23 protein-coding genes and 7 tRNA genes are annotated in these 21,673 nt (G+C 66.7%); 18 read left to right on the forward strand and 12 right to left on the reverse strand.

The annotated features are described in order from the left end of the window. Window positions 1–2: 2 nt before the first annotated feature. Window positions 3–632 (reverse strand): copper resistance CopC family protein, encoded by a 630-nt coding sequence (locus tag RIU96_RS09020; protein ID WP_136651166.1) that lies wholly within the window; start codon window positions 630–632, stop codon window positions 3–5. A gap of 222 nt (window positions 633–854) precedes the next feature. Here RIU96_RS09020 and RIU96_RS09025 point away from each other — a divergent pair, with 222 nt between their 5' ends. Next, window positions 855–1,358, forward strand: coding sequence for a hypothetical protein (locus RIU96_RS09025; RefSeq protein WP_136651165.1), 504 nt, complete (start codon window positions 855–857; stop codon window positions 1,356–1,358). 54 nt (window positions 1,359–1,412) lie between these two features. Here RIU96_RS09025 and RIU96_RS09030 read toward each other — a convergent pair. Then, window positions 1,413–1,484: transfer RNA gene (locus RIU96_RS09030), tRNA-Val, on the reverse strand. Between the two features lie 241 nt (window positions 1,485–1,725). Here RIU96_RS09030 and RIU96_RS09035 point away from each other — a divergent pair. The 9 genes from RIU96_RS09035 to msrB all read left to right on the forward strand — a co-directional run bounded on the left by RIU96_RS09035 (window position 1,726) and on the right by msrB (window position 4,664). Beyond that, window positions 1,726–1,798, forward strand: a tRNA-Gly gene (locus RIU96_RS09035). A gap of 30 nt (window positions 1,799–1,828) precedes the next feature. Beyond that, window positions 1,829–1,903, forward strand: a tRNA-Val gene (locus RIU96_RS09040). A 19-nt stretch (window positions 1,904–1,922) separates the two neighbouring features. Continuing rightward, window positions 1,923–1,998: transfer RNA gene (locus RIU96_RS09045), tRNA-Gly, on the forward strand. A 33-nt stretch (window positions 1,999–2,031) separates the two neighbouring features. Beyond that, a tRNA-Cys gene (locus RIU96_RS09050) sits at window positions 2,032–2,102 on the forward strand. Between the two features lie 24 nt (window positions 2,103–2,126). After that, window positions 2,127–2,201: transfer RNA gene (locus tag RIU96_RS09055), tRNA-Val, on the forward strand. Window positions 2,202–2,221: 20 nt separating this feature from the next. Further along, window positions 2,222–2,297, forward strand: a tRNA-Gly gene (locus tag RIU96_RS09060). A gap of 52 nt (window positions 2,298–2,349) precedes the next feature. Further along, window positions 2,350–3,012 carry a dihydrofolate reductase family protein gene (locus RIU96_RS09065; protein ID WP_144689451.1) on the forward strand — a complete coding sequence of 221 codons (663 nt, stop codon included), beginning with the start codon at window positions 2,350–2,352 and terminating at the stop codon, window positions 3,010–3,012. 31 nt (window positions 3,013–3,043) lie between these two features. Further along, window positions 3,044–4,300 (forward strand): glycosyltransferase family 87 protein, encoded by a 1,257-nt coding sequence (locus RIU96_RS09070; protein WP_259792493.1) that lies wholly within the window; start codon window positions 3,044–3,046, stop codon window positions 4,298–4,300. Beyond that, window positions 4,245–4,664 (forward strand): peptide-methionine (R)-S-oxide reductase MsrB, encoded by a 420-nt coding sequence (gene msrB, locus RIU96_RS09075; RefSeq protein WP_006840179.1) that lies wholly within the window; start codon window positions 4,245–4,247, stop codon window positions 4,662–4,664. The genes RIU96_RS09070 and msrB overlap by 56 nt, the downstream gene beginning before the upstream one ends. Before the next feature lie 16 nt (window positions 4,665–4,680). Here the strand turns inward: msrB and hemQ are convergent, their stop codons facing one another. Then, window positions 4,681–5,394, reverse strand: a complete 714-nt coding sequence (gene hemQ / locus RIU96_RS09080) for a hydrogen peroxide-dependent heme synthase (protein WP_040422565.1) — start codon at window positions 5,392–5,394, stop codon at window positions 4,681–4,683. Between the two features lie 133 nt (window positions 5,395–5,527). Between hemQ and RIU96_RS09085 the strand changes: the two genes are divergently transcribed. Then, a complete protein-coding gene (locus RIU96_RS09085; protein ID WP_311204885.1) occupies window positions 5,528–6,163 on the forward strand; it encodes a DUF3000 domain-containing protein in 636 nt (211 codons plus the stop codon). After that, on the forward strand, window positions 6,160–7,329 hold the full coding sequence (locus RIU96_RS09090) for an HRDC domain-containing protein (protein WP_144689459.1): 1,170 nt from the start codon (window positions 6,160–6,162) through the stop codon (window positions 7,327–7,329). The genes RIU96_RS09085 and RIU96_RS09090 overlap by 4 nt, the downstream gene beginning before the upstream one ends. On the opposite strand, the gene dxs is transcribed toward RIU96_RS09090, so the two are convergent. From dxs to dut, 4 genes are all read right to left on the reverse strand, one after another. Then, a complete protein-coding gene (dxs, locus tag RIU96_RS09095; protein WP_144689461.1) occupies window positions 7,326–9,242 on the reverse strand; it encodes a 1-deoxy-D-xylulose-5-phosphate synthase in 1,917 nt (638 codons plus the stop codon). The genes RIU96_RS09090 and dxs overlap by 4 nt on opposite strands. Window positions 9,243–9,336: 94 nt before the next feature. Beyond that, entirely contained in the window at window positions 9,337–10,515 is a 1,179-nt protein-coding gene (locus tag RIU96_RS09100; protein WP_220184584.1) for a class I SAM-dependent RNA methyltransferase, read from the reverse strand. Between the two features lie 31 nt (window positions 10,516–10,546). Then, a complete protein-coding gene (locus RIU96_RS09105; RefSeq protein ID WP_144318188.1) occupies window positions 10,547–11,482 on the reverse strand; it encodes a DUF3710 domain-containing protein in 936 nt (311 codons plus the stop codon). Window positions 11,483–11,529: 47 nt separating this feature from the next. Then, the gene (dut, locus tag RIU96_RS09110; protein ID WP_136651155.1) at window positions 11,530–11,994 is read right to left on the reverse strand and encodes a dUTP diphosphatase; all 465 of its coding nucleotides are present in this window, start codon (window positions 11,992–11,994) and stop codon (window positions 11,530–11,532) included. Window positions 11,995–12,055: 61 nt separating this feature from the next. Between dut and RIU96_RS09115 the strand changes: the two genes are divergently transcribed. Beyond that, window positions 12,056–12,565 (forward strand): DUF3093 domain-containing protein, encoded by a 510-nt coding sequence (locus RIU96_RS09115; protein WP_136651154.1) that lies wholly within the window; start codon window positions 12,056–12,058, stop codon window positions 12,563–12,565. A gap of 6 nt (window positions 12,566–12,571) precedes the next feature. On the opposite strand, the gene RIU96_RS09120 is transcribed toward RIU96_RS09115, so the two are convergent. Together RIU96_RS09120 and RIU96_RS09125 are read right to left on the reverse strand one after the other, a co-directional pair. Continuing rightward, complete coding sequence (locus tag RIU96_RS09120) at window positions 12,572–12,862, reverse strand: DUF4193 domain-containing protein (protein WP_136651153.1); 291 nt, start codon at window positions 12,860–12,862, stop codon at window positions 12,572–12,574. 94 nt (window positions 12,863–12,956) lie between these two features. After that, the gene (locus RIU96_RS09125; protein WP_246062667.1) at window positions 12,957–13,799 is read right to left on the reverse strand and encodes an inositol monophosphatase family protein; all 843 of its coding nucleotides are present in this window, start codon (window positions 13,797–13,799) and stop codon (window positions 12,957–12,959) included. Window positions 13,800–13,855: 56 nt separating this feature from the next. Between RIU96_RS09125 and ppgK the strand changes: the two genes are divergently transcribed. Together ppgK and RIU96_RS09135 are read left to right on the forward strand one after the other, a co-directional pair. After that, entirely contained in the window at window positions 13,856–14,620 is a 765-nt protein-coding gene (gene ppgK / locus RIU96_RS09130; protein WP_136651151.1) for a polyphosphate--glucose phosphotransferase, read from the forward strand. Window positions 14,621–14,784: 164 nt separating this feature from the next. Then, entirely contained in the window at window positions 14,785–16,308 is a 1,524-nt protein-coding gene (locus RIU96_RS09135; RefSeq protein WP_181729403.1) for an RNA polymerase sigma factor, read from the forward strand. Window positions 16,309–16,379: 71 nt separating this feature from the next. Here RIU96_RS09135 and RIU96_RS09140 read toward each other — a convergent pair whose 3' ends face one another. The 3 genes from RIU96_RS09140 to RIU96_RS09150 are packed head-to-tail and all read right to left on the reverse strand — an operon-like array spanning window position 16,380 to window position 19,029. Further along, window positions 16,380–17,009 carry a DUF4190 domain-containing protein gene (locus tag RIU96_RS09140; protein WP_136651149.1) on the reverse strand — a complete coding sequence of 210 codons (630 nt, stop codon included), beginning with the start codon at window positions 17,007–17,009 and terminating at the stop codon, window positions 16,380–16,382. 20 nt (window positions 17,010–17,029) lie between these two features. Next, window positions 17,030–18,715 (reverse strand): DEAD/DEAH box helicase, encoded by a 1,686-nt coding sequence (locus RIU96_RS09145; protein ID WP_375545392.1) that lies wholly within the window; start codon window positions 18,713–18,715, stop codon window positions 17,030–17,032. Window positions 18,716–18,774: 59 nt separating this feature from the next. After that, window positions 18,775–19,029 (reverse strand): DUF3039 domain-containing protein, encoded by a 255-nt coding sequence (locus tag RIU96_RS09150; RefSeq protein ID WP_040422731.1) that lies wholly within the window; start codon window positions 19,027–19,029, stop codon window positions 18,775–18,777. Window positions 19,030–19,101: 72 nt separating this feature from the next. On the opposite strand from RIU96_RS09150, the gene RIU96_RS09155 reads away from it, so the two are divergent. From RIU96_RS09155 to dtd, 3 genes are read left to right on the forward strand one after another with little or no spacing between them, the layout of a single operon-like run. Further along, window positions 19,102–19,581, forward strand: a complete 480-nt coding sequence (locus RIU96_RS09155; RefSeq protein ID WP_259810129.1) for a DUF3099 domain-containing protein — start codon at window positions 19,102–19,104, stop codon at window positions 19,579–19,581. Then, window positions 19,565–21,121, forward strand: a complete 1,557-nt coding sequence (locus RIU96_RS09160) for a DUF7782 domain-containing protein (protein ID WP_259810128.1) — start codon at window positions 19,565–19,567, stop codon at window positions 21,119–21,121. The genes RIU96_RS09155 and RIU96_RS09160 overlap by 17 nt, the downstream gene beginning before the upstream one ends. After that, on the forward strand, window positions 21,122–21,556 hold the full coding sequence (gene dtd / locus RIU96_RS09165; RefSeq protein WP_259790808.1) for a D-aminoacyl-tRNA deacylase: 435 nt from the start codon (window positions 21,122–21,124) through the stop codon (window positions 21,554–21,556). Window positions 21,557–21,673: the final 117 nt, after the last annotated feature.

Below are 21,673 nucleotides of genomic sequence, written 5' to 3' on the forward strand. Positions count from 1 at the left end.
TGTTAGTTGGTGGTGTCCTGCGCGGGGGTTTCCGGCGCAGGCTGCGGTGCGCGGCTGCGGGTGATCGCGACCGCGATGATGGCGAGCACTGCGAGGATTCCCAGTCCCACCCACAGCAGCGTCATGTTGTTGGAGGCCGGCTCGGCGGTCTCCTGGGTTGCGGTGTCGGCGGGCTCCCCTGCCTGGGCGGCGGGCGCGGTGCTTGTCGCAGCCCCGGCCGCTGGCGCGTAGGTGAAGGTCGTCATTCCCTTCGTGGCGTGGCCGTCGGAGGAAATGATCTGGTAACCAATCTGGTACTGCTCCGGCTCGGCGGCGAAATCTGCGGGCAGGTCGACAGACACAGCACGACCGTCAATGGTCGGCTCGCCGGTGAACACGACCTCCCCGGTGTCAGTGCGGGAGAGCGCGAACGTGTTGAACCCGTCCTGCACCGCAGCGGAGAAGTCCAGCGTGAGAGTGTCCGGGAACTCGCTGACGACCTCGCCGTTTGCGGGAGAGCCGCCAACAACGGCGTCGTGGGCGATTGCCGGCGGGGTAAGCCCGGTGGGCATCACGGGTGCCGCAGCGATGGTCAGTGCGGCGCCGGCGGCGAGGATGCCACGGCGCAGTGAGCGCTCGCTCCACGTCGTCATTGAGGGAAACTCCTTCGTATCGGTTGAGCGGGATCAGGTAAATAGTCGGTTAACTATCCAGGATAGTTCCGTGCGTGACCAGCCCCACAATTTCCGACACGGCGTTCAACAGTGGGTGAATGCAAGAGCCTGTTGCTGACGCAGGAATTTCGGGATAAACCAGTACCCACTTGTGAGCGTTCTGTCAGCTAGTTGTGGGCGGCAATACCCTAGTTTGCGTACATGCCGATTACTCCCTCGGGCCTTCCCGCTCATCCCCGAGTGATTCACCTCGCGGCCGTTGCCGCCCCCATCGCTGCCATCTTCTGTCTCGTCTGGGTGATCCGCCCGAGACCTCTCACCCATTCGTGGTGCTTTGCCGGCCTGGCCACCTCCGCCGTCGCCGCCGCATCGATGCTCCTCGAGCGATCCACCGGCGAGTCACTTTTGCCCGCCATGGGCCTGCCGGAGGAAAACCCCGGTATCGTCGCCCGGCACACCGAGCTTGCCGACATTGCCACCGTCGCCACGTTCGGCCTTTTTGGACTTGCTGCCGTGCTCTACCCTGTGACCTCGACACGCCTCGTGCCCGCATCCCCTTCATGGGCGCTGCCCACCACCCGAATCCTGCTCGGAATCGCGGCGGTGCCCTCCGTAATCAGCACCATCGCCGTCGGCCACGCCGGCGCAATATCGGAATCAGGCCCTTCAACCCCTAACCGCCTAGAATTAAACCAGTCCAACTAACGGGGGCTAGTTCACACTTTCATGGCTCCGGGGTTATCTTCTAAAAAAACTACGTGGTCCTAGCTGGGATCGAACCAGCGACCTTTCCGGTGTGAACGGAACGCTCTTCCACTGAGCCATAGGACCGAATCTGCAAAAGTACTTTACACTGCGCCCTATCCGTGCCCTAATCAGCAGGTGAGGCGCGATTTTGCCCGCCCACAGCAACGCAGAGCAAGACAACACGGGTGTAATTTGGCGCGCTTTGGGCGTCGCTAAGCACGCGCGGGACAAATCAGGCCCTGACATGCGCGATTTGTGAAACGCAAATGCAAGCGGTTAATGTTCTAAGTCGCACAACACGGCCACCACGGCTCGTGGGACGCATGCGGATGTAGCGCAGTTGGTAGCGCATCACCTTGCCAAGGTGAGGGTCGCGAGTTCGAGTCTCGTCATCCGCTCTCGGCTGGAAACGGCCGAATACTTGCAAAGCGCGTTTAGCTCAGCGGGAGAGCGCTTCCCTGACACGGAAGAGGTCACTGGTTCAATCCCAGTATCGCGCACCAGGGTCTTTGATGGCCCTTTGCGGATGTAGCGCAGTTGGTAGCGCATCACCTTGCCAAGGTGAGGGTCGCGAGTTCGAGTCTCGTCATCCGCTCCAAGTACATAAAGCGTACTTTGGAGGTAACTCCACGGTGGATTGGTCGAGTGGTTAGGCAACGGTCTGCAAAACCGTGTACACGGGTTCGATTCCCGTATCCACCTCCGAGCCGCTTCAATGGCTTACACGCGCGATTAGCTCAGCGGGAGAGCGCTTCCCTGACACGGAAGAGGTCACTGGTTCAATCCCAGTATCGCGCACCAGGGTTTTTTAAAGCCCTTTTGCGGATGTAGCGCAGTTGGTAGCGCATCACCTTGCCAAGGTGAGGGTCGCGAGTTCGAGTCTCGTCATCCGCTCCACTGCACCAGCCGGTGAGGTTCTCAACGAACCCGCCGGCTGTATTCTTTTGCCATGACCCCCGCCGACCTCATCGGTCCCACCCTGCCCGCAGGCGCCCGCGAGACCCGCGCCGTCGCCGCCACTGCGCTCTTCGGCGCGTTCTCCCGGGCCGGCACCTCCGGGAGCTTAGGCAACGAGCTGGATTCGCAGCTCCTGCTGGCGCTGCGTGACTGGTCCGACTGCGTCCTTGTCGGCGCGGGCACCGTCCGCGCCGAGGACTACGGCCCGGCCACACTCCCCTTCGCCGTGGTGTCGCGCTCCCTCTCGCTCGACCCCGACAGCCGCTTCTTCCGCGGGACCCCGCCGCTCATTCTCACCCCGCGAGCATCGCTTGGCGACGCCTCCCTGACGCCCTGCCGAAAGCGGCTCACACAGGCGGGTGCCACGCTCATCGACACCGGCACCGGCTCCCCCGCCGAAATCATCGCCGCCCTGCACGCCCGGGGCTTTTCCCGGATCAGCTGCGAAGGCGGCCCCAGCCTGTACGCGGCCATGCTCGCCGCAGACCTCATCGACGTCATGCACCTAACCGTGGACCCGTCGGTAAGCGGCGGCGATGCCCACCACCTGCCTCTAGAAAACAGCGACTGCGGCACCCGCCGCTTCACGCTGGAGGCAACGCACGTCAGCCCCGACTCTGTTTTGTTCTGCCGCTACCGGAGGTCGCGCGCCTAAACCACCGCACGGCACCGGTACGGTGATGGGCATGAAGCTAGCCCCCCTCGAGTCCGTCTGGACCCAAGACGCGCCCCGGCACAGCGCGGCACCGCCACGGACGATCGCCAACTACCTCGCCTGGCCTATCGCCCTGCTCATCGTGATCCACCGGGTTTTCGTCTCGGCGTGGACCGGTGCGCTAACCGACGACTTCACCACCGTGTGGTCCGCCGCGAAACGCTTCATCGACCGCGTGCCCGTCTACAACGAGACTTACCACCACGTCGACCCGCACTACCTCTACAACCCCGGCGCAACGCTGCTGCTGTCGCCGCTTGGTCTCGCTCCGAGCATCGACGTGGCGCGGCCGCTGTTCATCCTCGCCAACGCCGCCGCGATCATCATTGCGCTGGCATGGTTGACGCGGCGCAGCGGCTTCGCGCTCGCGCACCCCGTGTTCCCCTTCCTCATCGCCGCGGCGTTTCTCACCGAATCTGTAACCAACACGCTGGTGTTTTCCAACATCAACGGCGTGCTCCTGCTGGCGCTCGTGGCGTTTCTCGACTGGTTCGTGCGCGGGCACTCCTGGGCGGCCGGTCTCGTGCTCGGCTTCGCCATCGTGATCAAGCCGATGTTCGCCCCGCTGCTCGTCCTGCCGCTGATGCGCCTGGATTTCAAGGCGCCGCTGGCCGCGGTCGCCGTGCCCGTCGTACTCAACCTCATCGCCTGGCCGCTGACCCCCGGCGCCAGCGACTACGTGGACAAGGTGATGCCCTACCTCGGTATTACCCGCGACTACGCCAACGCCTCGCTGGCCGGGTTCGCCGCCTACTACGGCATGCCGAACTGTCTGCACGCCCTGCTGTTTCTGCTCATCGCGGCCGCCGTGGCCGTCGCCATCATCGGGCTGGCGCGATTTCGTTACAGCGATGCCTGGATGTGGGCGGCGACGAGCTCCGGCGTACTGATCAGCGGAGTCTGTCTGCTGTCCTCGCTGGGCCAAGCCTACTACTCCATAATGCTGCTCCCAGCGATTTTGACCGTGCTGCGGCCGTTGAGCCCGATGCACGTCGCGCCCGTGTGGGTGGGAATAGTTATTTTCTACTCCCCGTTGCAGTGGGCGGAATCGAACTTTCCCGACCTCGGCGCGAACCTTGACATCGTGCTGGTCACCATCGCGTGGTCCATCTTTATCGTCTCGATCGCCGCATGGGTAGTGTCGGTATCAACAACAGCGAAGGAGAAAGCAAATGAGCCAGAACAACTACCTCGACTGGACCGAGGAGCAATGGCGCGCCAAGCTTAGCCCCGAGGAGTACGCCGTCTTGCGTGAAGCCGGCACCGAGCGCCCCGGGATCGGCGAATACACCAACACCACCACCGAGGGTGTCTACAGCTGCCGCGCCTGCGGCGCCGAGCTGTTCCGCTCCACCGAAAAGTTCGACTCGCACTGCGGGTGGCCATCATTTTTCAGCCCGCTCGCGGGTGACAGCATCATCGAGCGCGAGGACCGCAGCCTGGGCATGGTGCGCACCGAGGTGCTCTGCGCCACCTGCCACTCGCACCTCGGGCACGTTTTCGCCGGCGAGGGCTACAACACCCCGACCGACCTGCGCTACTGCATCAACTCGATCTCGCTGACCCTCGAGGAAAAGCCAATCGAGGGCTAAGCCCCCTCCCCGCGACCTACGGCAGGGTGCGCACAATCTCGCCGATGTCGGCGACGCGGCGGCCGGTCTGGAAGGGAACCTCCTCGCGCACGTGCAGGCGCGCCTCGGTGTAGCGCATCTTGTGCATCAGGTCCGCGATGCGGGCCAAGTCGTCGGACTCGAAGGCGAGCATCCACTCGTAGTCGCCCAGCGTGAAAGCCGCCACCGTGTTGGCTCGAACGTCGGCGTAATCCGCAGCGGCGCGCCCGTGCTCCGCGAGAATCCGGCGGCGCTTTTCCGGCTCCAGGAGGTACCAGTCGTAGGAGCGAACGAACGGGTACACGGAGATCCAGTCACGCGGCTGCTCCCCCATAATGAAAGCCGGCAGGTGCGAGCGGTTGAACTCGGCCGGGCGGTGCAGGCCGTTGCCGATCCAGCCGAGCTCGAGCACCTGGCCCAGCGTGGTCGTGCGGCGGAAGTCAGCCAGCGCCTTTTGAATCTGCTCGAACTGCTCCGCGTGCCACCAGATCATCAGGTCAGCCTCGGGGCGGGTCCCGGAGACGTCGTAAATGCCGCGCACCGTGACCTCGCCGGCGCGCTCGAGCTCGGCGAAGAACTCCTGCGCCTGAGCGATGACGTCGTCACGCTCGCTGCCCAAAGCGCCGGGAGTGGCGCGGAAAGTCACCCACTGACTGTAGCGCTGAACCTTGTTGAGTTCCTCGAGGTTAGGCTGCTGTGCGTGATCGGACATGGCGATCCTTTCCCGCCCCATGAGTGAGGGCGAATCAAACTAAAGTCGTATACGTGCGAGTCTACCCGGGGTGAGGTGGCAAACGGCGCGCCTCCCCCCGAATTTGCCGCCATCTAGATAGCGTGAACGCGTGATGAATTCCGAGACCCCTTCTCATATCCCCGCGCCCCACGCCGGCGCCGGTGACAACCCGCCGTCGCCTGCGGAATTCACGGCAGCGGTCGAGTCCATGCACGCCGCGTCGCTGCGGCCGGAAATCACCCTCGGCACGATCCGCCCGCCGCAACGCCCGGCCCCCTACAGCCACGCCATCGGTCTCGAAATCACCCGCGGCGACTCCGGCAACCCCGCCACTGTGCCTATCGACGCCGAGGGCGACGCCTTCGGCCGCCTCATCCTGCTGCACTCCCCTGAGGCCGAGGAGGCGTGGGAGGGTTCGATGCGCCTCGTCGCCTACATCCAAGCCGACATGGACGACGCGGTCGCCTCCGACCCGCTGCTTCCCGACGTCGCCTGGCAGTGGCTCACCGAGTCGCTCGCCGACGCCGACGCTGGGTTCACCAGCCTCGGCGGCACCGTGACCTCGACGGCATCGGTACGCTTCGGCGAGATCGGCGGCCCGCCGCGCGCCTACCAACTGGAAATGCGCGCCTCGTGGACCGCCGAGGGCATCGAGCTCTCCAGCCACGTCGAGGCCTTCGCCAAGGTGTTAGCACACGTCGCGGGCCTGCCGCCTGCGGGCGTGGCCCAACTCGGCCCGCGCCAGTGAGCTTTGAGCTTATCGACGCCCCCGCGGCGTTTCACCGCGCCGCCGCGCAGCTTGCGGACGGCCGCGGCCCGTACGCGATAGACACCGAGCGCGCGTCGTCGTTTCGCTACGACGACCGCGCTTTCCTCGTCCAAATCCACCGCCGAGGCGCGGGAACCTTCCTCTTCGCCCCGGAGGGCCACCGCGACGCGCTGCATGAAGCCCTCGCGCCCGTCATCGGCGGGGCGGACTGGATCCTGCACGCCGCGGGTGAAGACCTGCCGAGCCTTGCCGAGCTGGGCCTTCACCCAGGCGCGCTGTTTGATACGGAGCTGGCCTCCCGGCTCGCCGGGTTCGAACGTCCCAACCTCGCGGCCATGGTGTACGAGTTCACAGGCGTGGCGCTGGAGAAGGGCCACGGTCGCGAGGACTGGTCCGCCACCCCGCTGCCCTACGAGTGGCAGGCGTACGCCGCGGACGACGTGGTCTACCTCAACGCTCTTGTGGAAGCCCTCGCGGAGGTTTTAGACGCCGCGGGCAAACTCGAGGCCGCGGAGCAGGAGTTCGAGCACGTCAGGAACACCCCGGCGCCTACACCGAAGACCTGGCGCGACATCAAGGGCATCTCTGCGCTGCCGACAGGGCTGAGCCTGCACCTCGCCCGGACGCTGTGGGACTACCGCGATGCCCGCGGGCGCGCGACCGACACCTCCCCGCACGCGCTGCTGGGCTCGAAGGTGATCCTGAACATCGCTAAGAATCCGCCGCGCACGCCCAACGAGCTCGGCCGGGTGCGGGGTTTCCCGGCACGTCGTCGTGGCGCGATCGAGGAGTGGTACGCGGTGGTAGAGTGCGCCTGCGCCGACTCGCCGACGCTGTGGCCGGAACCTGACCGGGACAACGAGGACCCGCCCAGCAAATCACGCTGGCAGCGCCACCACCCGGAGTCCTGGGCGCGCCTCGTTGCCGCCCGCGACGCGGTGGCCCAGCTCGCCCGCGACATCGAGGTTGCCCCGGAACTGCTCGTGCAGCCAGCGATGCTGCGCTCGGTGGTGTGGGCGGGTGTGCCCGCTGACACCGACTGCGTCGCCCGCGCGCTACTCGCTTCTGGGGCGCGGCCCTGGCAGGTCGACGCGGCGTCGGCGGCCATCGCGCGCGGACTGCACACCACGGACGCGCAGGCCTAATCGCGCATCGCGCTCGCCCAGTCACGCAGCTGCTGCGCGGCCGAGGCGGGGTCGAGGCCGTAGTCGCGCAGGATCTCCGAGCGCGAGGCGTGCATCGGGAAAATGTCTGGGAAGGCGAGCTGGCGCAGCGGGGTGTCCACTTCGGCGGAGGAGAGGGCCTCGGCAAGCGCGGAGCCCACGCCGCCGCGGATCACGCCGTCTTCGTAGACCACAACCATGTCGGCCTGGGCGGCCATCTCGATCAGCTGCGGGTCAATCGGGATGACCCAGCGCGGGTCCACGACCGTGACGCGCAGCCCGTCGGCGCCGACCTCCTCCGCCATCGTGACGGCGTTCTCGGCGAAGCTGCCCACGGCAACGAGCAGCACGTCGAGTTCGTCGTCCTCGGCCTCGCCCGCCGGGCGGAACAGGATGTCCGCGCCGCTCGAGAGCCGCTCAACGGCATCGATATCGATGCCGATGTCGCCCTTGGGGAAGCGCACCACCGTCGGTCCGGCGCTGTAGTCGATCGCCTCGCGGAACTCCTCGCGCAGGCGCGCGGGGTCGCGCGGGGCGCAAATTCGAATGCCGGGGACGATCGAGCCGATCGCGAGATCCCACACGCCGTTGTGGCTCGCGCCGTCGGAACCTGTCACACCCGAGCGGTCCAGCACGAGGGTGACCGGCTGGCTAAGCAGCCCGACGTCCATGAGCAACTGGTCAAAGGCGCGGTTGAGGAAGGTAGAGTAAATCGCCACAACGGGGTGAAGCCCGCCGAGCGCCATGCCGGCCGCCGAAGTCACCGCGTGCTGCTCGGCGATGCCGACGTCGAAAAAGCGCTCCGGGAATTGCTCCGCGAAGGGCGCAAGCCCGGTCGGGCCCGCCATCGCCGCCGTGAGCGCCACGATGTCGGGGCGCTCGTGGGCTGCCTTGATGAGCTCTTCGGAGAACACCGAGGTCCAACCGGGTGCCGCGGCGTTAAGCTCCTCGCCCGTGACCGGGTCGATGACGCCGGTGGAGTGCATCTGGTCGGCGATGTGGTTGACCGCCGGGGCGAAACCGTGGCCCTTCTCGGTGGCGACGTGGACGATGATCGGCCCGGCGTGGGAGCGCGCGTAGGAAAACGCCTGCAGGAGGGACTTAATGTCGTGGCCCTCGACCGGGCCGATGTACTTCATGCCCAGCTCGGGGAACATTTCCGAGGGCACCACTTGGTACTTCACGCCCTCTTTGATCGCGCGCAGCGCCTCGAAGGTGCGCTCGCCTACCCAGCCCATGGATTTGAGCGTCTTCTTGCCGGTCTCCATGACCTCGTCGTAGGTCGGCTGCATCCGGATCTGGGCGAGCTGGTCGCGCAGGCGCGTTAGGTTGCGGGCGAAGCCGCCGATCGTCGGCGAGTAGGAGCGGCCGTTGTCATTGACCACGATCACCACGTTGCGCTCCCCGGCGGCGATGTTGTTCAGCGCCTCCCAGCACATTCCGCCGGTCAGTGCGCCGTCACCGACGACGGCGACGACGCGGTCCTCGCCCTCGCCCGACAGCTCTTTAGCCTTCGACAGCCCGTCGGCGTACGACAACGCCGCCGAGGCGTGCGAGGACTCCGTCCAGTCGTGCTCGGATTCGCTGCGCGAGGTGTAGCCGGACAGGCCACCCTTCTTGCGCAGGGTGTCGAACTGCCCGGCCCGGCCGGTGAGGATCTTGTGCACGTACGACTGGTGCGAGGTGTCAAAGATCAACGGCTCGCTCGGCGAGTCGAAGATGTAGTGCAGGGCCAGCGTCAGTTCCACTACGCCCAAGTTGGGACCGAGGTGGCCGCCGGTCGCGGAGACCTTGTCAATCAGGAGCTGGCGGATCTCGCCCGCAAGTGTGCCGAGCTGGTCCAGCGTCAGGCGCTTGACGTCTCGAGGCGACGTAATCGCGTCCAGAAGGTTCACGGTAAACTATCGCTCCTTTTGACTAGATTGCGCGGTTGACGCGCCTCCATTCCCTGAAAGTTTACACTTTGACAACGGATAAAAATATTTGCGTTTATCTGTCCAACGGCACGCTGGGTTCGAGCAGCGCGATGATTTCAAAGTGGTGCGTGTTGGGGAAGGCGTCGATAAGCACCATGCGCCGCGCGCTGAAACCTTGGGCGGCCCAGTAGCCTAGGTCGCGCGCGAAGGTCGCGGGGTCGCAGCCGACGTGGATGACGCGCTCGGGCTCCGCCGCCGCGACCTGACGTACGACCTGCTCGCCGGCGCCGGAGCGCGGCGGGTCGAGCACGACGAGCCCGGGCGGGGTCAAGTCGCTGGCCTTTTCCACCGGGCTGTTGTGCACGCGAAGCGGCAGTCCCGCGAGCGTGTCCTGCGCTGCGCGGGTCGCGGACGCGGAGTAATCCACCGAGTCGATGTGAGAGGCCCCGCCCAGCGCCGCATCGATCGCGGGCACGAACGCGCCGACCCCGCCGTAGAGGTCCCAGCCGGTCGCGCGCACGTAGTCGCCGCTGCCCCACTGACGGATGATCGCGGAGTACGCCTCCGGCGCCGCCACGTGGGCCTGCCAGAAAGCGGTCGCAGGAAAACGGAACGCATGCTTATCGACGCTCTGCTCAACCACCCCGGAGCCCTCCACCACGCGGTCAACCTTCTCAACACGCCGGCCGCGCTGCGCGCGCGTCGACTCCACCACATGGCGCTGGCCCGCCGAATCCAGCACGGTGATCACCTCCGCGCCCGGGGTGAACATGCGTGCCCCCGGCCCGACGATGCCGTCGAGCAGCCCGGGCGCCACCTGGGTGCACGCGACGTCGGTAACCAAGTCCGTTGAGCGCGCCTTGCGCACACCGGCGCGTCCTGAGGCATCCACGCCGAGACGCACGCGGGTGCGCCACCCCGTTGTGGGTTCGAGGACGATCGTGTCTTCCAGCGTGTCGGCGCTGTGAGAGAACGCACCGAGCTGGCCGATGAGCACGTTTCGTTTGATGCCCGGTTGCGCAGTGAGCGCGATGTGCGAGTAGTCGCAGCACCCGCCGCCGCGCGCCGCCACCGGGCAGGTTGGGTCGACGCGTTCGCGCGAGGCGCTGACAACCCTGGTGAGCTGGGCGCGGGCCCAGCGCTTCTTCGCCTTCGTCAGCTCGGCGCGAACCGTATCGCCCGGGATCGCACCGTCGACGAAGACGACGCGGCCATCGGCATCGCGCGCGATGCCCTCGCCGCCGTGCGCCATGGCGGTGACGTCAAGCTCGAGCGCGGTGGTGTCAGCTATTGCGCTCACCCTTGTTGGGTTCCGAATTAGACGCCGAGTTAGCGTCCATCACCTGCTTCATCGCCTCGGCCAGCGCGCTGGGCGTCGCTCCGGGGGCCAGCTGGCCGGGCTGGCCGGGCTGGCCCTGCTGCATCGCACGCGCCTGAACGGCCTGCTGCACCTGCTGCGCAAGCTGGGCGGGCAGCACCACGGGCAGGGAGTTGCCCGCCAGGATGGGGTCGGGTCCGCGGTAGACAAAGCTGCGCGCAATCAGGTCGCGGCCGAGGGTAGCCATGTCGTCTTCCATGCCGTTCGGTGCGGCCAATGTGACGCGGTAGAGCCAGCGTGGGCCCTCAACACCGATGATGCGGATCACACCGTTGGTGCCGGTACCCACGATCTCGCGGCCCCACGGGCCGGTTTCGAAGGACACGGGCATTCCCTCGGAGCGCATGCCCTCGGCGATTTCCTCGGAGGACTGCGCCCACAGCCCGCCGGTGCGTGTCGACGCGAACGCCACGGGGGTGGCGCGGCCGTGGCGGGTGACAATGTGGACCATCTTCGGCCCCGCCTCGCCCATCTCCACCTGGACCTGGGATTCCGCGGGCAGCGGGATCTTCATCGAGCCGAGGTTTAGCGTGGCGTTGGAGAAATCGGTGAAGTCGAACTCGTCGATGTTGACGGAGTCGCCGTCGAAGGGGCCGGTGCTGCCGCCGACGGCGTCGTGCGGGATGCTCACCGGGCCGGCAGATTCCTCGACCGGGTCTGCCACCTCGGCAGTGCCCGCCGCGACCGGCGCGGCGGCGTCTTCTACGGCGACGGTGGCGTCGGCGTCGGCACGCAGCGCGGCCTCGTCGCGACCGTCAGCCGCCGAGGGCTCGTAGCTCGGCGCACTGGCCGGCTCGGCTGGTCCTTGGGAGTTCTTCTTACCAAAAGGCCACAGGGCCATAATGTTCACCTTCCTCGTTGTTCGGCACCGACTCTAGCGCGTTGCGCCTAGTGGGTGCCGGTGGAGCCGTAACCGCCCGCGCCGCGCTCGGTGTCATCGAGATCGTCCACCTCGCTGAAAGTGACCAGCTCGACCTTCTGCACCACGAGCTGCGCGATGCGCATCCCGCGCGTGATCTCGATCGGCGTGGTCGGATCGGTGTTAAGCAGGCACACTTTGATCTCGCCGCGGTAGTCCGCGTCGATCGTGCCCGGAGTATTGACAATGCTCAGGCCGTGCTTCGCCGCCAGGCCCGAGCGCGGGTGGATCAACCCGACCGTACCCGGGGGCAGCGCAATCGCAATACCCGTGCCCACCAGGGCGCGCTGCCCCGGGGCCAAGGTGAGGTCCTCGGTAGAGGTCAGGTCCGCGCCCGCGTCCGTTGCGTGGGCGCGCGCAGGCAGGGCGACGTTCGGGTCGAGGCGCTTGACTCTTACTATCTCCAGGCTGGTTTCATTCTCCGGGGTGTTCACAGCCGCTAGCCTACGGCAGCGCAATGCCAGGGCAACAAGCTCCTAAACTAAAGTTGCATGCGTGACTACTTCTCCGGATGACCTCGCTCCCGCTGTCGTGTACCGCGAGCGCCAGTGGGCCCCCTGGTACATGTGGCTCGCTGGCGCGGTGTTGACGCTTCTTATCGCCGCGCAGTTCGCGCTCAACCGCAACGTCTTCTGGTTCGTCGTCCCCCTGATCGCCGGGGGCGCGCTCATCGGGTGGTTCTTGATGTGGATGTCGCGCACCGTCATCACGGTCGAGCGCGACGCGGACGGTACGCGCTGGCTCAGCGTTGACGACGCCAACCTGCCGCACACCGTGGTCAGCAGGTCTCTGATTGTTCCGAAGTCGGCGCGTCGTAACGCGCTGGGCCGGCAGCTCGACCCTGCGGCGTATTTGGTCTCGCGCAGTTGGGTCGACGAGCACGTGCTGCTGGTTCTTGACGACCCGGACGACCCGACCCCCTACTGGCTAGTCGCCTCGAAAAATCCCGCCGAGCTGCTGCGCGCGTTCGTGCCCGAGCAGGCGGAAAAACTAGCGCGCAACTAGCGGAGGCTACTCGCAGTCGAGACAGATTGCGGTATTGCCCTCTTGGTAAGCCAGGCGGTTCTTCTTCTGTACGAGGAAGCAGGAGCTGCAGGTGAATTCGTCTTCCTGGCGAGGGATAACGGTGACGTTGAGCTCCTCGCCGGAGAGGTCCTGGGCGGGAAGCTCGAAGGAGTCGACGATCTCGCCCTCGTCGTCCATGCTGCTGCCGGCGACCTCCGCGGCCTTGAGACCCTCGAGCGAGTCGGCTTCAATTTCGTCGTCCATGCGACGGCGCGGTGCGTCGTAGTCAGTAGCCATCGGCGGCACTCCTTAAACGGGCAGATCCTGTTGACTTTGTGCGGAATACTAGGGCACGAAACCTACCCTGTCATCTTTGCAGGTCACAGCCGCGTTATGGGGATGTTAGCGGAGAGGATGCGCCGATGTTATTCAGAAGCTCGCATACCTGCTCCCACACGCCCGGACCTGCGGCGACGGTGAGCGCCCCGTTGTGGCCGCTGGCGTTAAGCCCCGGGTGGTTGACCCGCGCCCCCGCCTCGGTGGCAATGATCGCCCCGGCCGCGTAGTCCCACGGGTGCGTGCCGTGCTCGTAGTAGGCGTCGACACGCCCTGCGGCGACGTTGCACAGGTCCAGCGCCGCGGATCCGCTGCGGCGGATGTCGCGCACCGCGGGCAGCACGGACGCCAGTATCCGCGCCTGCTGTTCGCGCCACGCCGCGGAGTAGGAAAACCCGGTCGCCACAAGGCTGAGCGCAAGTGTTGTCTCGTGCGAGGCGCGAAGCTCGGAGCTTTCCCCGTCGCGCTCTACGGTCGCGCCCTGGCCGGCTGCTGCGCTGAACAGCTCACCCGATTGCGGGTTGAACACCGCGCCCGCGGCCAGCTCGCCGTTGACGGCAACACCGATGGAGACCGCGTAGTTGTCAAGGCCGTAGAGGAAGTTGACGGTTCCGTCGATCGGGTCGATGATCCACTCCACGCCCGTTTCTGATTCCGTGGAGCTGCCCTCCTCGCCGACAATCCCGTCGCCCGGCCGCAGGCGCGCCAGTTCCCCCGCGATGAAGCGCTCACAGGCCTTATCGACGACCGTTACAGGGTCGACCTCGGAGCTTTTCGTCTCCGCGGGCCGCAGCGCCCCGTCGGCGTCGAGGCGCGCACGCCCGGTCGCTACCAGCTCTCCCCCTTGACGTGCCAATTGCTCGCAGATTGCTCTTAGCTCGGTTACGTCACCACTCATGCGCCCCATCTTGCATCGGCGCGCCGTTGTCCGCGACCTTTTGTACACTTGCGCGCATGACTAACCCCGCCCAAGGACGCGCACTCGGCGTCGATGTCGGAGGCTCCGCAATCAAAGGTGCGGTGGTTGACCTCACCACCGGCGAGTTCGTCGGCCAGCAGATCACCATCACCACCCCGCGGCCCGCGACCCCGGACGCTGTGGCACAGGCCATCGCGCAACTCGCCGACCGCGCGCAGTGGGACGGCCCCGTCGGCGTCGCCCTGCCGAGCGTGATCAAGAGCCAGGTCGCACTGACTGCGGCGAACGTCGATCCGGCCTGGGTGGGCACCAACGCGCACGAGCTGCTTTCGCGCCACCTGAGCACGACGGAGATCTCTGTGCTTAACGACGCCGACGCCGCGGGCCTTGCGGAAGTCGCGTTCGGTGCGGCGTCGATACGCGAAGGCGCTGTTGTTTTCCTCACATTCGGAACCGGCATCGGCTCCGCCTTCTTCATCGAGGGCACCCTGTTTCCCAACACCGAGCTCGGGCACATGATGGTCGGCGGCGCGGAGGCCGAACACCTCGCCTCCTCCGCCGTCAAAGACCGCGAGGGCCTAAGCTTCCGGGCCTGGGCCGAGCGTGTCGACGCCGTGTTACAAGAGTTCGAGCGCCTGTTCAACCCCACCGCGTTCGTGGTGGGCGGCGGAATTTCCGAGGTGGCCGACCGCTGGGTGCCGCACCTGCGTACGACCGCACCGGTGGTGGTGGCCAAGCTGCGCAACCGCGCCGGCATTGTCGGGGCGGCCATGGCCGCCGCGGAACACGTCAACCCCTAAAAGGTCTAGTTGCGCGCCAGCGCGTGGCGCGACCCGGTTGCGCTCGACGCGCGGGTAGCCTGGGCCATAAAACAGGCGGGCTAGTAGTCGTTGTTAGACTTGCCGTTCCTGAAATAGCAGCCCAATTTGCGTACTGTGGGTTGTCTAAGAAAGCGGAACCCACTATGAATTTAAGTGAAAGGGCGTACGTGGCAGCCAGGGAAAATTCCGGAAACGAGAGCGTGAGCAGCGTGGATAACGTCACCGGGAGCACTTCGGGCGAGGCAGCAGCCGACGCCTCTACTACGCCTGCCAGCACGCCCGCGAAGCGCACGGCCAAGAAAACGGCTAAGAAGACCGCGAAAAAGGCAGTGAAGAAAACGGCTAAGAAAACTGCCAAGAAGGCGGTAAAGAAGACGGTCAAGAAGACCGCCGCGAAGAAGGCCACCGCCGCCCACGCTGCTGCCCCCCACGCAGCCGAGGACGACGAGCTCGCGGTCACTACCGATGACGCCGCGATCGACGAGGTAATAGACGTCCCCGCCGATGTCGACGAGGACTTCGACCAGTTGCTCGGCGATGAGGACGAGGAGTTCGCCGACGAGGTTGATGACGTTGATGACGTGGACGATGTCGACGACGTGGAAGACGACAAAGACGACCCCGAGGCCGCGGAGGAAGACGGCGAGGAAGCGGTTGATTCCTCCTCCGTGTGGGACATCGAGGAATCCGCCGCCCTGCGTCAGGCACGCAAGGACGCGCAGCTTACGGCGTCCGCCGACTCGGTACGCGCTTACCTCAAGCAGATCGGCAAGGTTGCACTGCTCGACGCGGAACTTGAGGTCTCGCTAGCGAAGCGCATCGAGGCTGGCCTCTACGCACAGCATCGGCTCGACGAGATGGAGCGCGCCGCCGCCGAGGGCGACAAGGAAGCCAAGCTCACCCCCGCCGTCAAGCGCGATCTGCGCGCCGTGGCGCGCGACGGCCGCAAGGCGAAGAACCACCTGCTCGAGGCCAACCTACGCCTCGTTGTCTCCCTGGCCAAGCGCTACACCGGCCGCGGTATGGCATTCCTCGACCTGATCCAGGAGGGCAACCTCGGCCTGATCCGCGCCGTGGAGAAGTTCGACTACTCCAAGGGCTACAAGTTCTCCACCTACGCCACGTGGTGGATCCGCCAGGCGATCACGCGCGCCATGGCGGACCAGGCGCGCACCATCCGTATCCCGGTCCACATGGTCGAGGTGATCAACAAGCTCGGGCGCATCCAGCGCGAGCTGCTGCAGGATCTCGGCCGCGAGCCTACCCCGCAAGAACTGGCCAAGGAAATGGACATCACCGAGGAGAAGGTCCTCGAGATCCAGCAGTACGCGCGCGAGCCGATCTCCCTGGATCAGACCATCGGCGACGAGGGCGATAGCCAGCTCGGCGACTTCATCGAGGACTCCGAGGCTGTCGTCGCGGTCGACGCGGTTTCGTTCACCCTCCTGCAGGACCAGCTACAGGACGTTCTGCACACGCTGTCCGAGCGCGAAGCCGGCGTGGTGCGCCTGCGCTTCGGGCTTACCGACGGCATGCCCCGCACACTCGACGAGATCGGCCAGGTTTACGGCGTGACGCGCGAGCGCATCCGCCAGATCGAATCGAAGACGATGTCCAAGCTGCGCCACCCGTCGCGCTCGCAGGTGCTGCGCGACTACCTGGACTAGCTCCCCTCGGATACGCGAACAAAGCGGCCACCCCCAACACTATCGGGGGCGGCCGCTTTTGCGCAGGGCTTTTAGGAGGAACCCTGGGTGTTCAGCGGGGAATTCGGATCGTTTTTAAGGAAGTCCGTCACGCACTGCTGGTAAGCGGTTGCGTCGCCCTCCAGCTGCTGGCACTGCTCGGCCACGCCACTGTTCATCAGGCGAGAGAACCCAACGCCCACGAACACGAGCATGGCGATGGAGAGAAGCAGCGCGACGGCACCCATGACGATGCCCGCAATCGACATGCCGCGGCGCTGCGCGCCCGGCTCCAGCGTCTTCGCTTTGCGCAGGCCCAGGGCGCCAAGGACGATCGCGATGATGCCGCCCAGGAATGCGATGGGCAGGAACAGGATGCCGAGCAGCGAGATGATGCCGACGATGAGCGCGGCGATCGCCATACCGTTTTGCTGCGGTGCCACGGTGCCGTTGCCGTAAGCCGGGTTGCCCGCCGCGCCCATGGATGCGTAATCGTTGCTAAACACGCTGTCCGGGTTGGACGTGCCGAAGCCATTGCCCAGCGGGCTCTCTGGGCCAGGCCCGTAGGTGCCGCCAGCGTTGGGGTTAGGGGTCTCGCCGCTGTTCGGGTTGTAGGCGGAGTACCCCTCGGGGTGGTTGAAGCCGCTCGGATCGGAGTTATTCGGGTTGTATGGGGTGCTCATGGGCACCCACGCTACCAGCGCTACCAGTCGCGCAGGTAGGCAATGCGGTCTCGAAGTTGCTGCGCGTTGCACAACGCGGTCGGCGGCCCGCCGCAGGCCTTGCGCACCTCGTTGTGGATCGAGCCGTGCGGCCGCCCAGTGCGCCCGGCGACGACGGACACGCGCGCGTTGAGTTCGCGGCGCAGCTGGGGGATTTCGTCGGCGGCCAAGCCCGATCCGCTAGAACCGCCCGGTGGGGGCGGGGTGTCGCCATGGAGCTGGGCGCGCTCGGCGGCGGCGCGCTCGGCCTCTTTGCGGGCGCGTTCGGCTGCTTCGCGTGCGTCGAGCTGCTCGCTTTGGCGCTTTTGCAGCAGGGTGCGTACCTGCTCGGCGTCGAGAAGCCCAGGCAGGCCGAGGAAGTCTTGCTCCTCGGCGGAGCCCGCGGCCGTTGTTGTGCCGTAGGTGGAGCCGTCGAAAATCAGCGAATCCAGCTCCGCGGACGCCCCGATGGACTCGTAGCTTCCGGCCTCATCGGGCTCGCTCTCAGTGCGGTTGGCGCGCTCTAAAAGCTCGTCAGCCCACCCCTGGTCGCGGTGCGGCTTGCCCAGCACGTGGTCGCGCGAAACCTCCATTTCCTCGGCAAGGCGCAACAGCACCGGCACCGAGGGCAAGAACACCGAGGCGGACTCCCCCGGCATGCGCGAGCGCACGAAACGGCCAATCGCCTGGGCGAAAAACAGCGGGGTGGACGCGGAGGTGGCGTAGACGCCGACGGCTAAGCGCGGCACGTCGACGCCCTCGGAGACCATGCGCACGGCCACCATCCACTCGTCGCTCGACGCCGAGAACTCGTCGATGCGTTTCGACGAGCCCGGCTCGTCGGACAACACGACGGTGACCGGCGTGGAGCTGATCTCGCGGAGCAGCTTGGCGTAGGCGCGCGCCGTGGTGGTGTCCGTGGCGATGACCAGGCCGCCAGCATCCGGCATGTTGGCGCGGATTTTTGCCAAGCGGGTGTGGGCGGCGCGCAGCACCGCGGCGATCCACTCCCCCTTCGGGTCCAGCGCCGTCTTCCAGGCGCGCGCGGTCTGCTCGGGGCTCAGCGGCTCGCCGAGGCGCGCGGTGTACTCCTCGCCGGCAGAGTCCTTCCACTGCGCTTCGCCCGAGTAGGCGAGGAAGACAACGGGGCGCACGACGCCGTCGGCAAGCGCGTGCGCGTAGCCGTAGGTGTAGTCGGCCTGGCTGACAAGGTGGCCCTCGCCGTCCTCGGCGTAGGTGACAAAGGGGATGGCGGAGTCGTCCGAGCGAAACGGCGTGCCGGTCAGCGCCAAGCGGTGCTCCACCATGTTGTAGGCCTCGCGCACACCGTCGCCCCAGCTCTTCGCGTCGCCGGCGTGGTGGATCTCGTCCAGGATGACCAGGCTGCGTCGCGCCGACGCTAGCGCGTGGTGCTTAAACGGGTGCATCCCCACTTGGGCGTAGGTGACCACGATGCCGTCGTAGGCGGAGTTGAACCCGGAGCTGTTGGTGAAGTTCGGGTCCAACGACAAGCCGAACCGCTTCGCCGCCCCGGACCACTGGTGCTTGAGGTGCTCGGTGGGAACGACCACGATGATGCGCTCAACGTCGCGCCCGTTTCGCAGCGCGGCGGCGAGGGTCAACGCGAAGGTGGTCTTGCCGGCGCCCGGCGTTGCCACGGCGAGGAAATCGCGCGGCTTGGTGGCCATGAACGAATCAAAGGCCTCCTGCTGCCACGCGCGCAGCCGGGGCCCAGAAGCCAGGAGGGTCACTTCCTGCGCAACCCCTTGTAAATGCGCTCGCAGTCAGCACACACCGGCGAACCCGGCTTGGCCTGCTTCTTTACCGGGAAGGTCGCGCCGCAGAGCGCGACGACCATCTGCCCGGAGATCGCGGAATTTACAATCTGGTCCTTTTTTACGTAGTGGAAGAACTTAGGGGTTCCGTCGTCAGTGGTTGACGAGGTGTCTTCCCGCAAATCCGGCCGCTCGAGAGTCTTCGTCGTCGTAGTCACAGCACCCATCATGCCCCACATCGGGTGAAAAATTAAGCCGCGCCTACGCCCACGGGCGCCCACGGGCTAGGCTGGGCGCTCATGACACCGGCGGAGGAATTCGACGAATTCAGCGACCCCTACACGGTCGACGTGGAGCCGGAGGCCCCCGCCCGCACATCTCGGCGCCTGCGCCTGCGGCGCCCGCGCGGGGAGCTGATCACCGATGCCCGCCGCACACACGAGCAGAACATTCGCTCCCGCGAGCGCAACTACATGGTCCTCCAGGGGCTGCGCATCCCGTTTATCGTGCTGTCCATGCTCGCCGCGTGGACCTGGGAGAACTGGTGGCTGGCCGGGGTGTTGTTTGTCGTGTCCATCCCGCTGCCGTGGATTGCGGTGATGGTGGGAAACGGTCAGGGTGACAAACGCGACCCGCGGCAGAAGAACGTGTACAAGCCCGCCGCCGCGCGCGCCGCCGCGCACGAGTTCGAGCTTGAGCAGCAGCGACGCCGTGAGCTCGGCGCCGCGGGCAACCAGTCGGGTCGGGTTATCATCGACCACGATGACAAGGATGAGTAACAACCCCGCACCCAGCCTTCCCGAGACCGCCGCCGCGCTCGCCGAGGCGCTTGAGCGCGCGTCGTTTAGCGCCGACGGCGTTGCCGCCCACCTCGGCCCGGAGGCCACCGAGGCGCTGTACCGCGGCGAGCCCGGTGTGGTCCGCCACGCGTGCCGCGACTCGTCGACGATGTCTGGCCTGATCCGCTTTTTCCTGCTGCGCGAGCCGATGGGCGTCGATACGCTCGCTGAGCTGCTCTCCCCCGCGCTCGCTTTATCGCTTATCGACGCCCACCTCGCGCGCCTCACCCCCGCCGGCGAGGCGCAGGTTGCGCTCGACGTGCGCCCGCACGTGATCGCGGGCCACAACCGGCTGATCATCTCCGACCTTGACGCGTCGGTCACCGAACACGTGCCAGGGCACGACCACGTGCTCGGAGTGGGCTCGGCGTCGCTGTCGCTGCTGTCGGCGACCCCGTGCTCGCCGGTTCAGCGGGTGCTCGACCTTGGCACGGGCTCGGGCGTGCAGGCGATTGCCCAGTCCTCGTGCGCGGTCGAGGTGGTGGCCACTGATGTTCACCCTCGCGCTCTCGAGTTGGCGGAGGCGACCCTGGCGGCGAACGCGGTGCGCAACGTCGAGCTGCGCGAAGGCTCGTGGTTTGAGCCGGTCGCCGGCGAGCGCTTCGACCGGATTGTCGCCAACCCGCCGTTTGTCGTCGGCTTGCCCGAGGTCGGCCACGTGTACCGCGATTCGGGCCTGTGGCTGGATGAGGCCAGCAAGCTCGTGGTCGGCACTGCCCCGGCATACCTCGCGCCCTCCGGCAGCGCCCACATCCTCGCCTCCTGGGTCCACCTCGTCGACGGGTCGTGGGAAAGCCGCGTCGCCTCCTGGCTGCCGCCGACGGGTGTCTCGGCGTGGGTTGTGCAGCGCGACGTGGTCGACCCCGGCTTCTACGTCTCCACGTGGCTGCGCGACGAGTCGATTGACCCCCGCTCGCGCGAGGGCGTCGAGCGCACCGCCGCCTGGCTTGACCACTTTGCCGCCGAAAGTGTGCGCGCGGTCGGTTTCGGCTGGGTGTTCCTGCGCGACATTGGCGACGCCCCTTCCGAGGTCACTGCCGAAACCCTGTCGCACGAGTTCACGGACGCGCTCGGCCCGGAGGTCGAGGAGTACTTCACCCGCATGGACTGGCTGCGCGGCCGCAGCCACGACGAGGTGCTCGACGCCCGCTACCTGGTGCGCCCCGGCCTCGCGCTCGAGCAGGTCAGCGTCGCCGACACAGAAACGGGCATGGGCTTTGCCCACCACGTCACCCGCGTCACCCGCACCGACGGGCCGCGGTTTAGCCACGACATCGACGCGGCGCTGCGCTCCGTGCTCGCGGGCCTCAACCCGCGCGGGCTGAGCCTGGGAGACGTCGTGGGGCTCTTCGCCGCGTCGCGCGGGCTTGACGACGCCGCCACCGACGAGCTGGCGCACTCCGCGGCCGCGGCGGCGGTCGACCTGATCCGCCACGGGCTGATCATTCCCGCCGAGATCGCCGACCTGGCGGTGCTGTAAATGAGAGCCGTACTCACCCGCGTCTCTCAGGCCAGCGTCACCGTCGACGGTGACGTCGTCGGCGCGATCAACTGTCCTGACACCGGCGGGATCCTCGCCCTGGTGGGCGTGGGCCGCGACGACGCCGAGGACGCGTGGCGCACGGTGGCGCGCAAGATCGCGGAACTGCGCATCCTCGACGGCGAACGCAGCGCCGAAGACGCAGGCGCCCCGGTCTTGCTGGTGAGCCAGTTCACGCTGCTCGGCCGCACCGCGAAAGGCCGGCGGCCTTCATGGGCAGACGCGGCGCCCGGAAACATCGCCGAGCCGGTGATCGAGAGCATCGCCGGGGAGCTGCGCCGCCGGGGCATCCACGTCGAGCAGGGGCGCTTCGGGGCGATGATGAAGGTCGCCAGTGTTAACGAGGGCCCGTTTACTGTCCTGGTTGAGGCCTGAACCATGCACACGGCCCAAAGCGCCCGCTGAGCTGCGCGGATGATCATTGTTAGCAAGCCGGGAACAAACTGTGAGCCTCGTGCGTTAAGGCATTAGACCCGAACCGTTCTAGGAGGC

The sequence above is a fragment of the Corynebacterium sp. Z-1 genome, assembly GCF_031844665.1.
Lineage (GTDB): Bacteria > Actinomycetota > Actinomycetes > Mycobacteriales > Mycobacteriaceae > Corynebacterium > Corynebacterium sanguinis.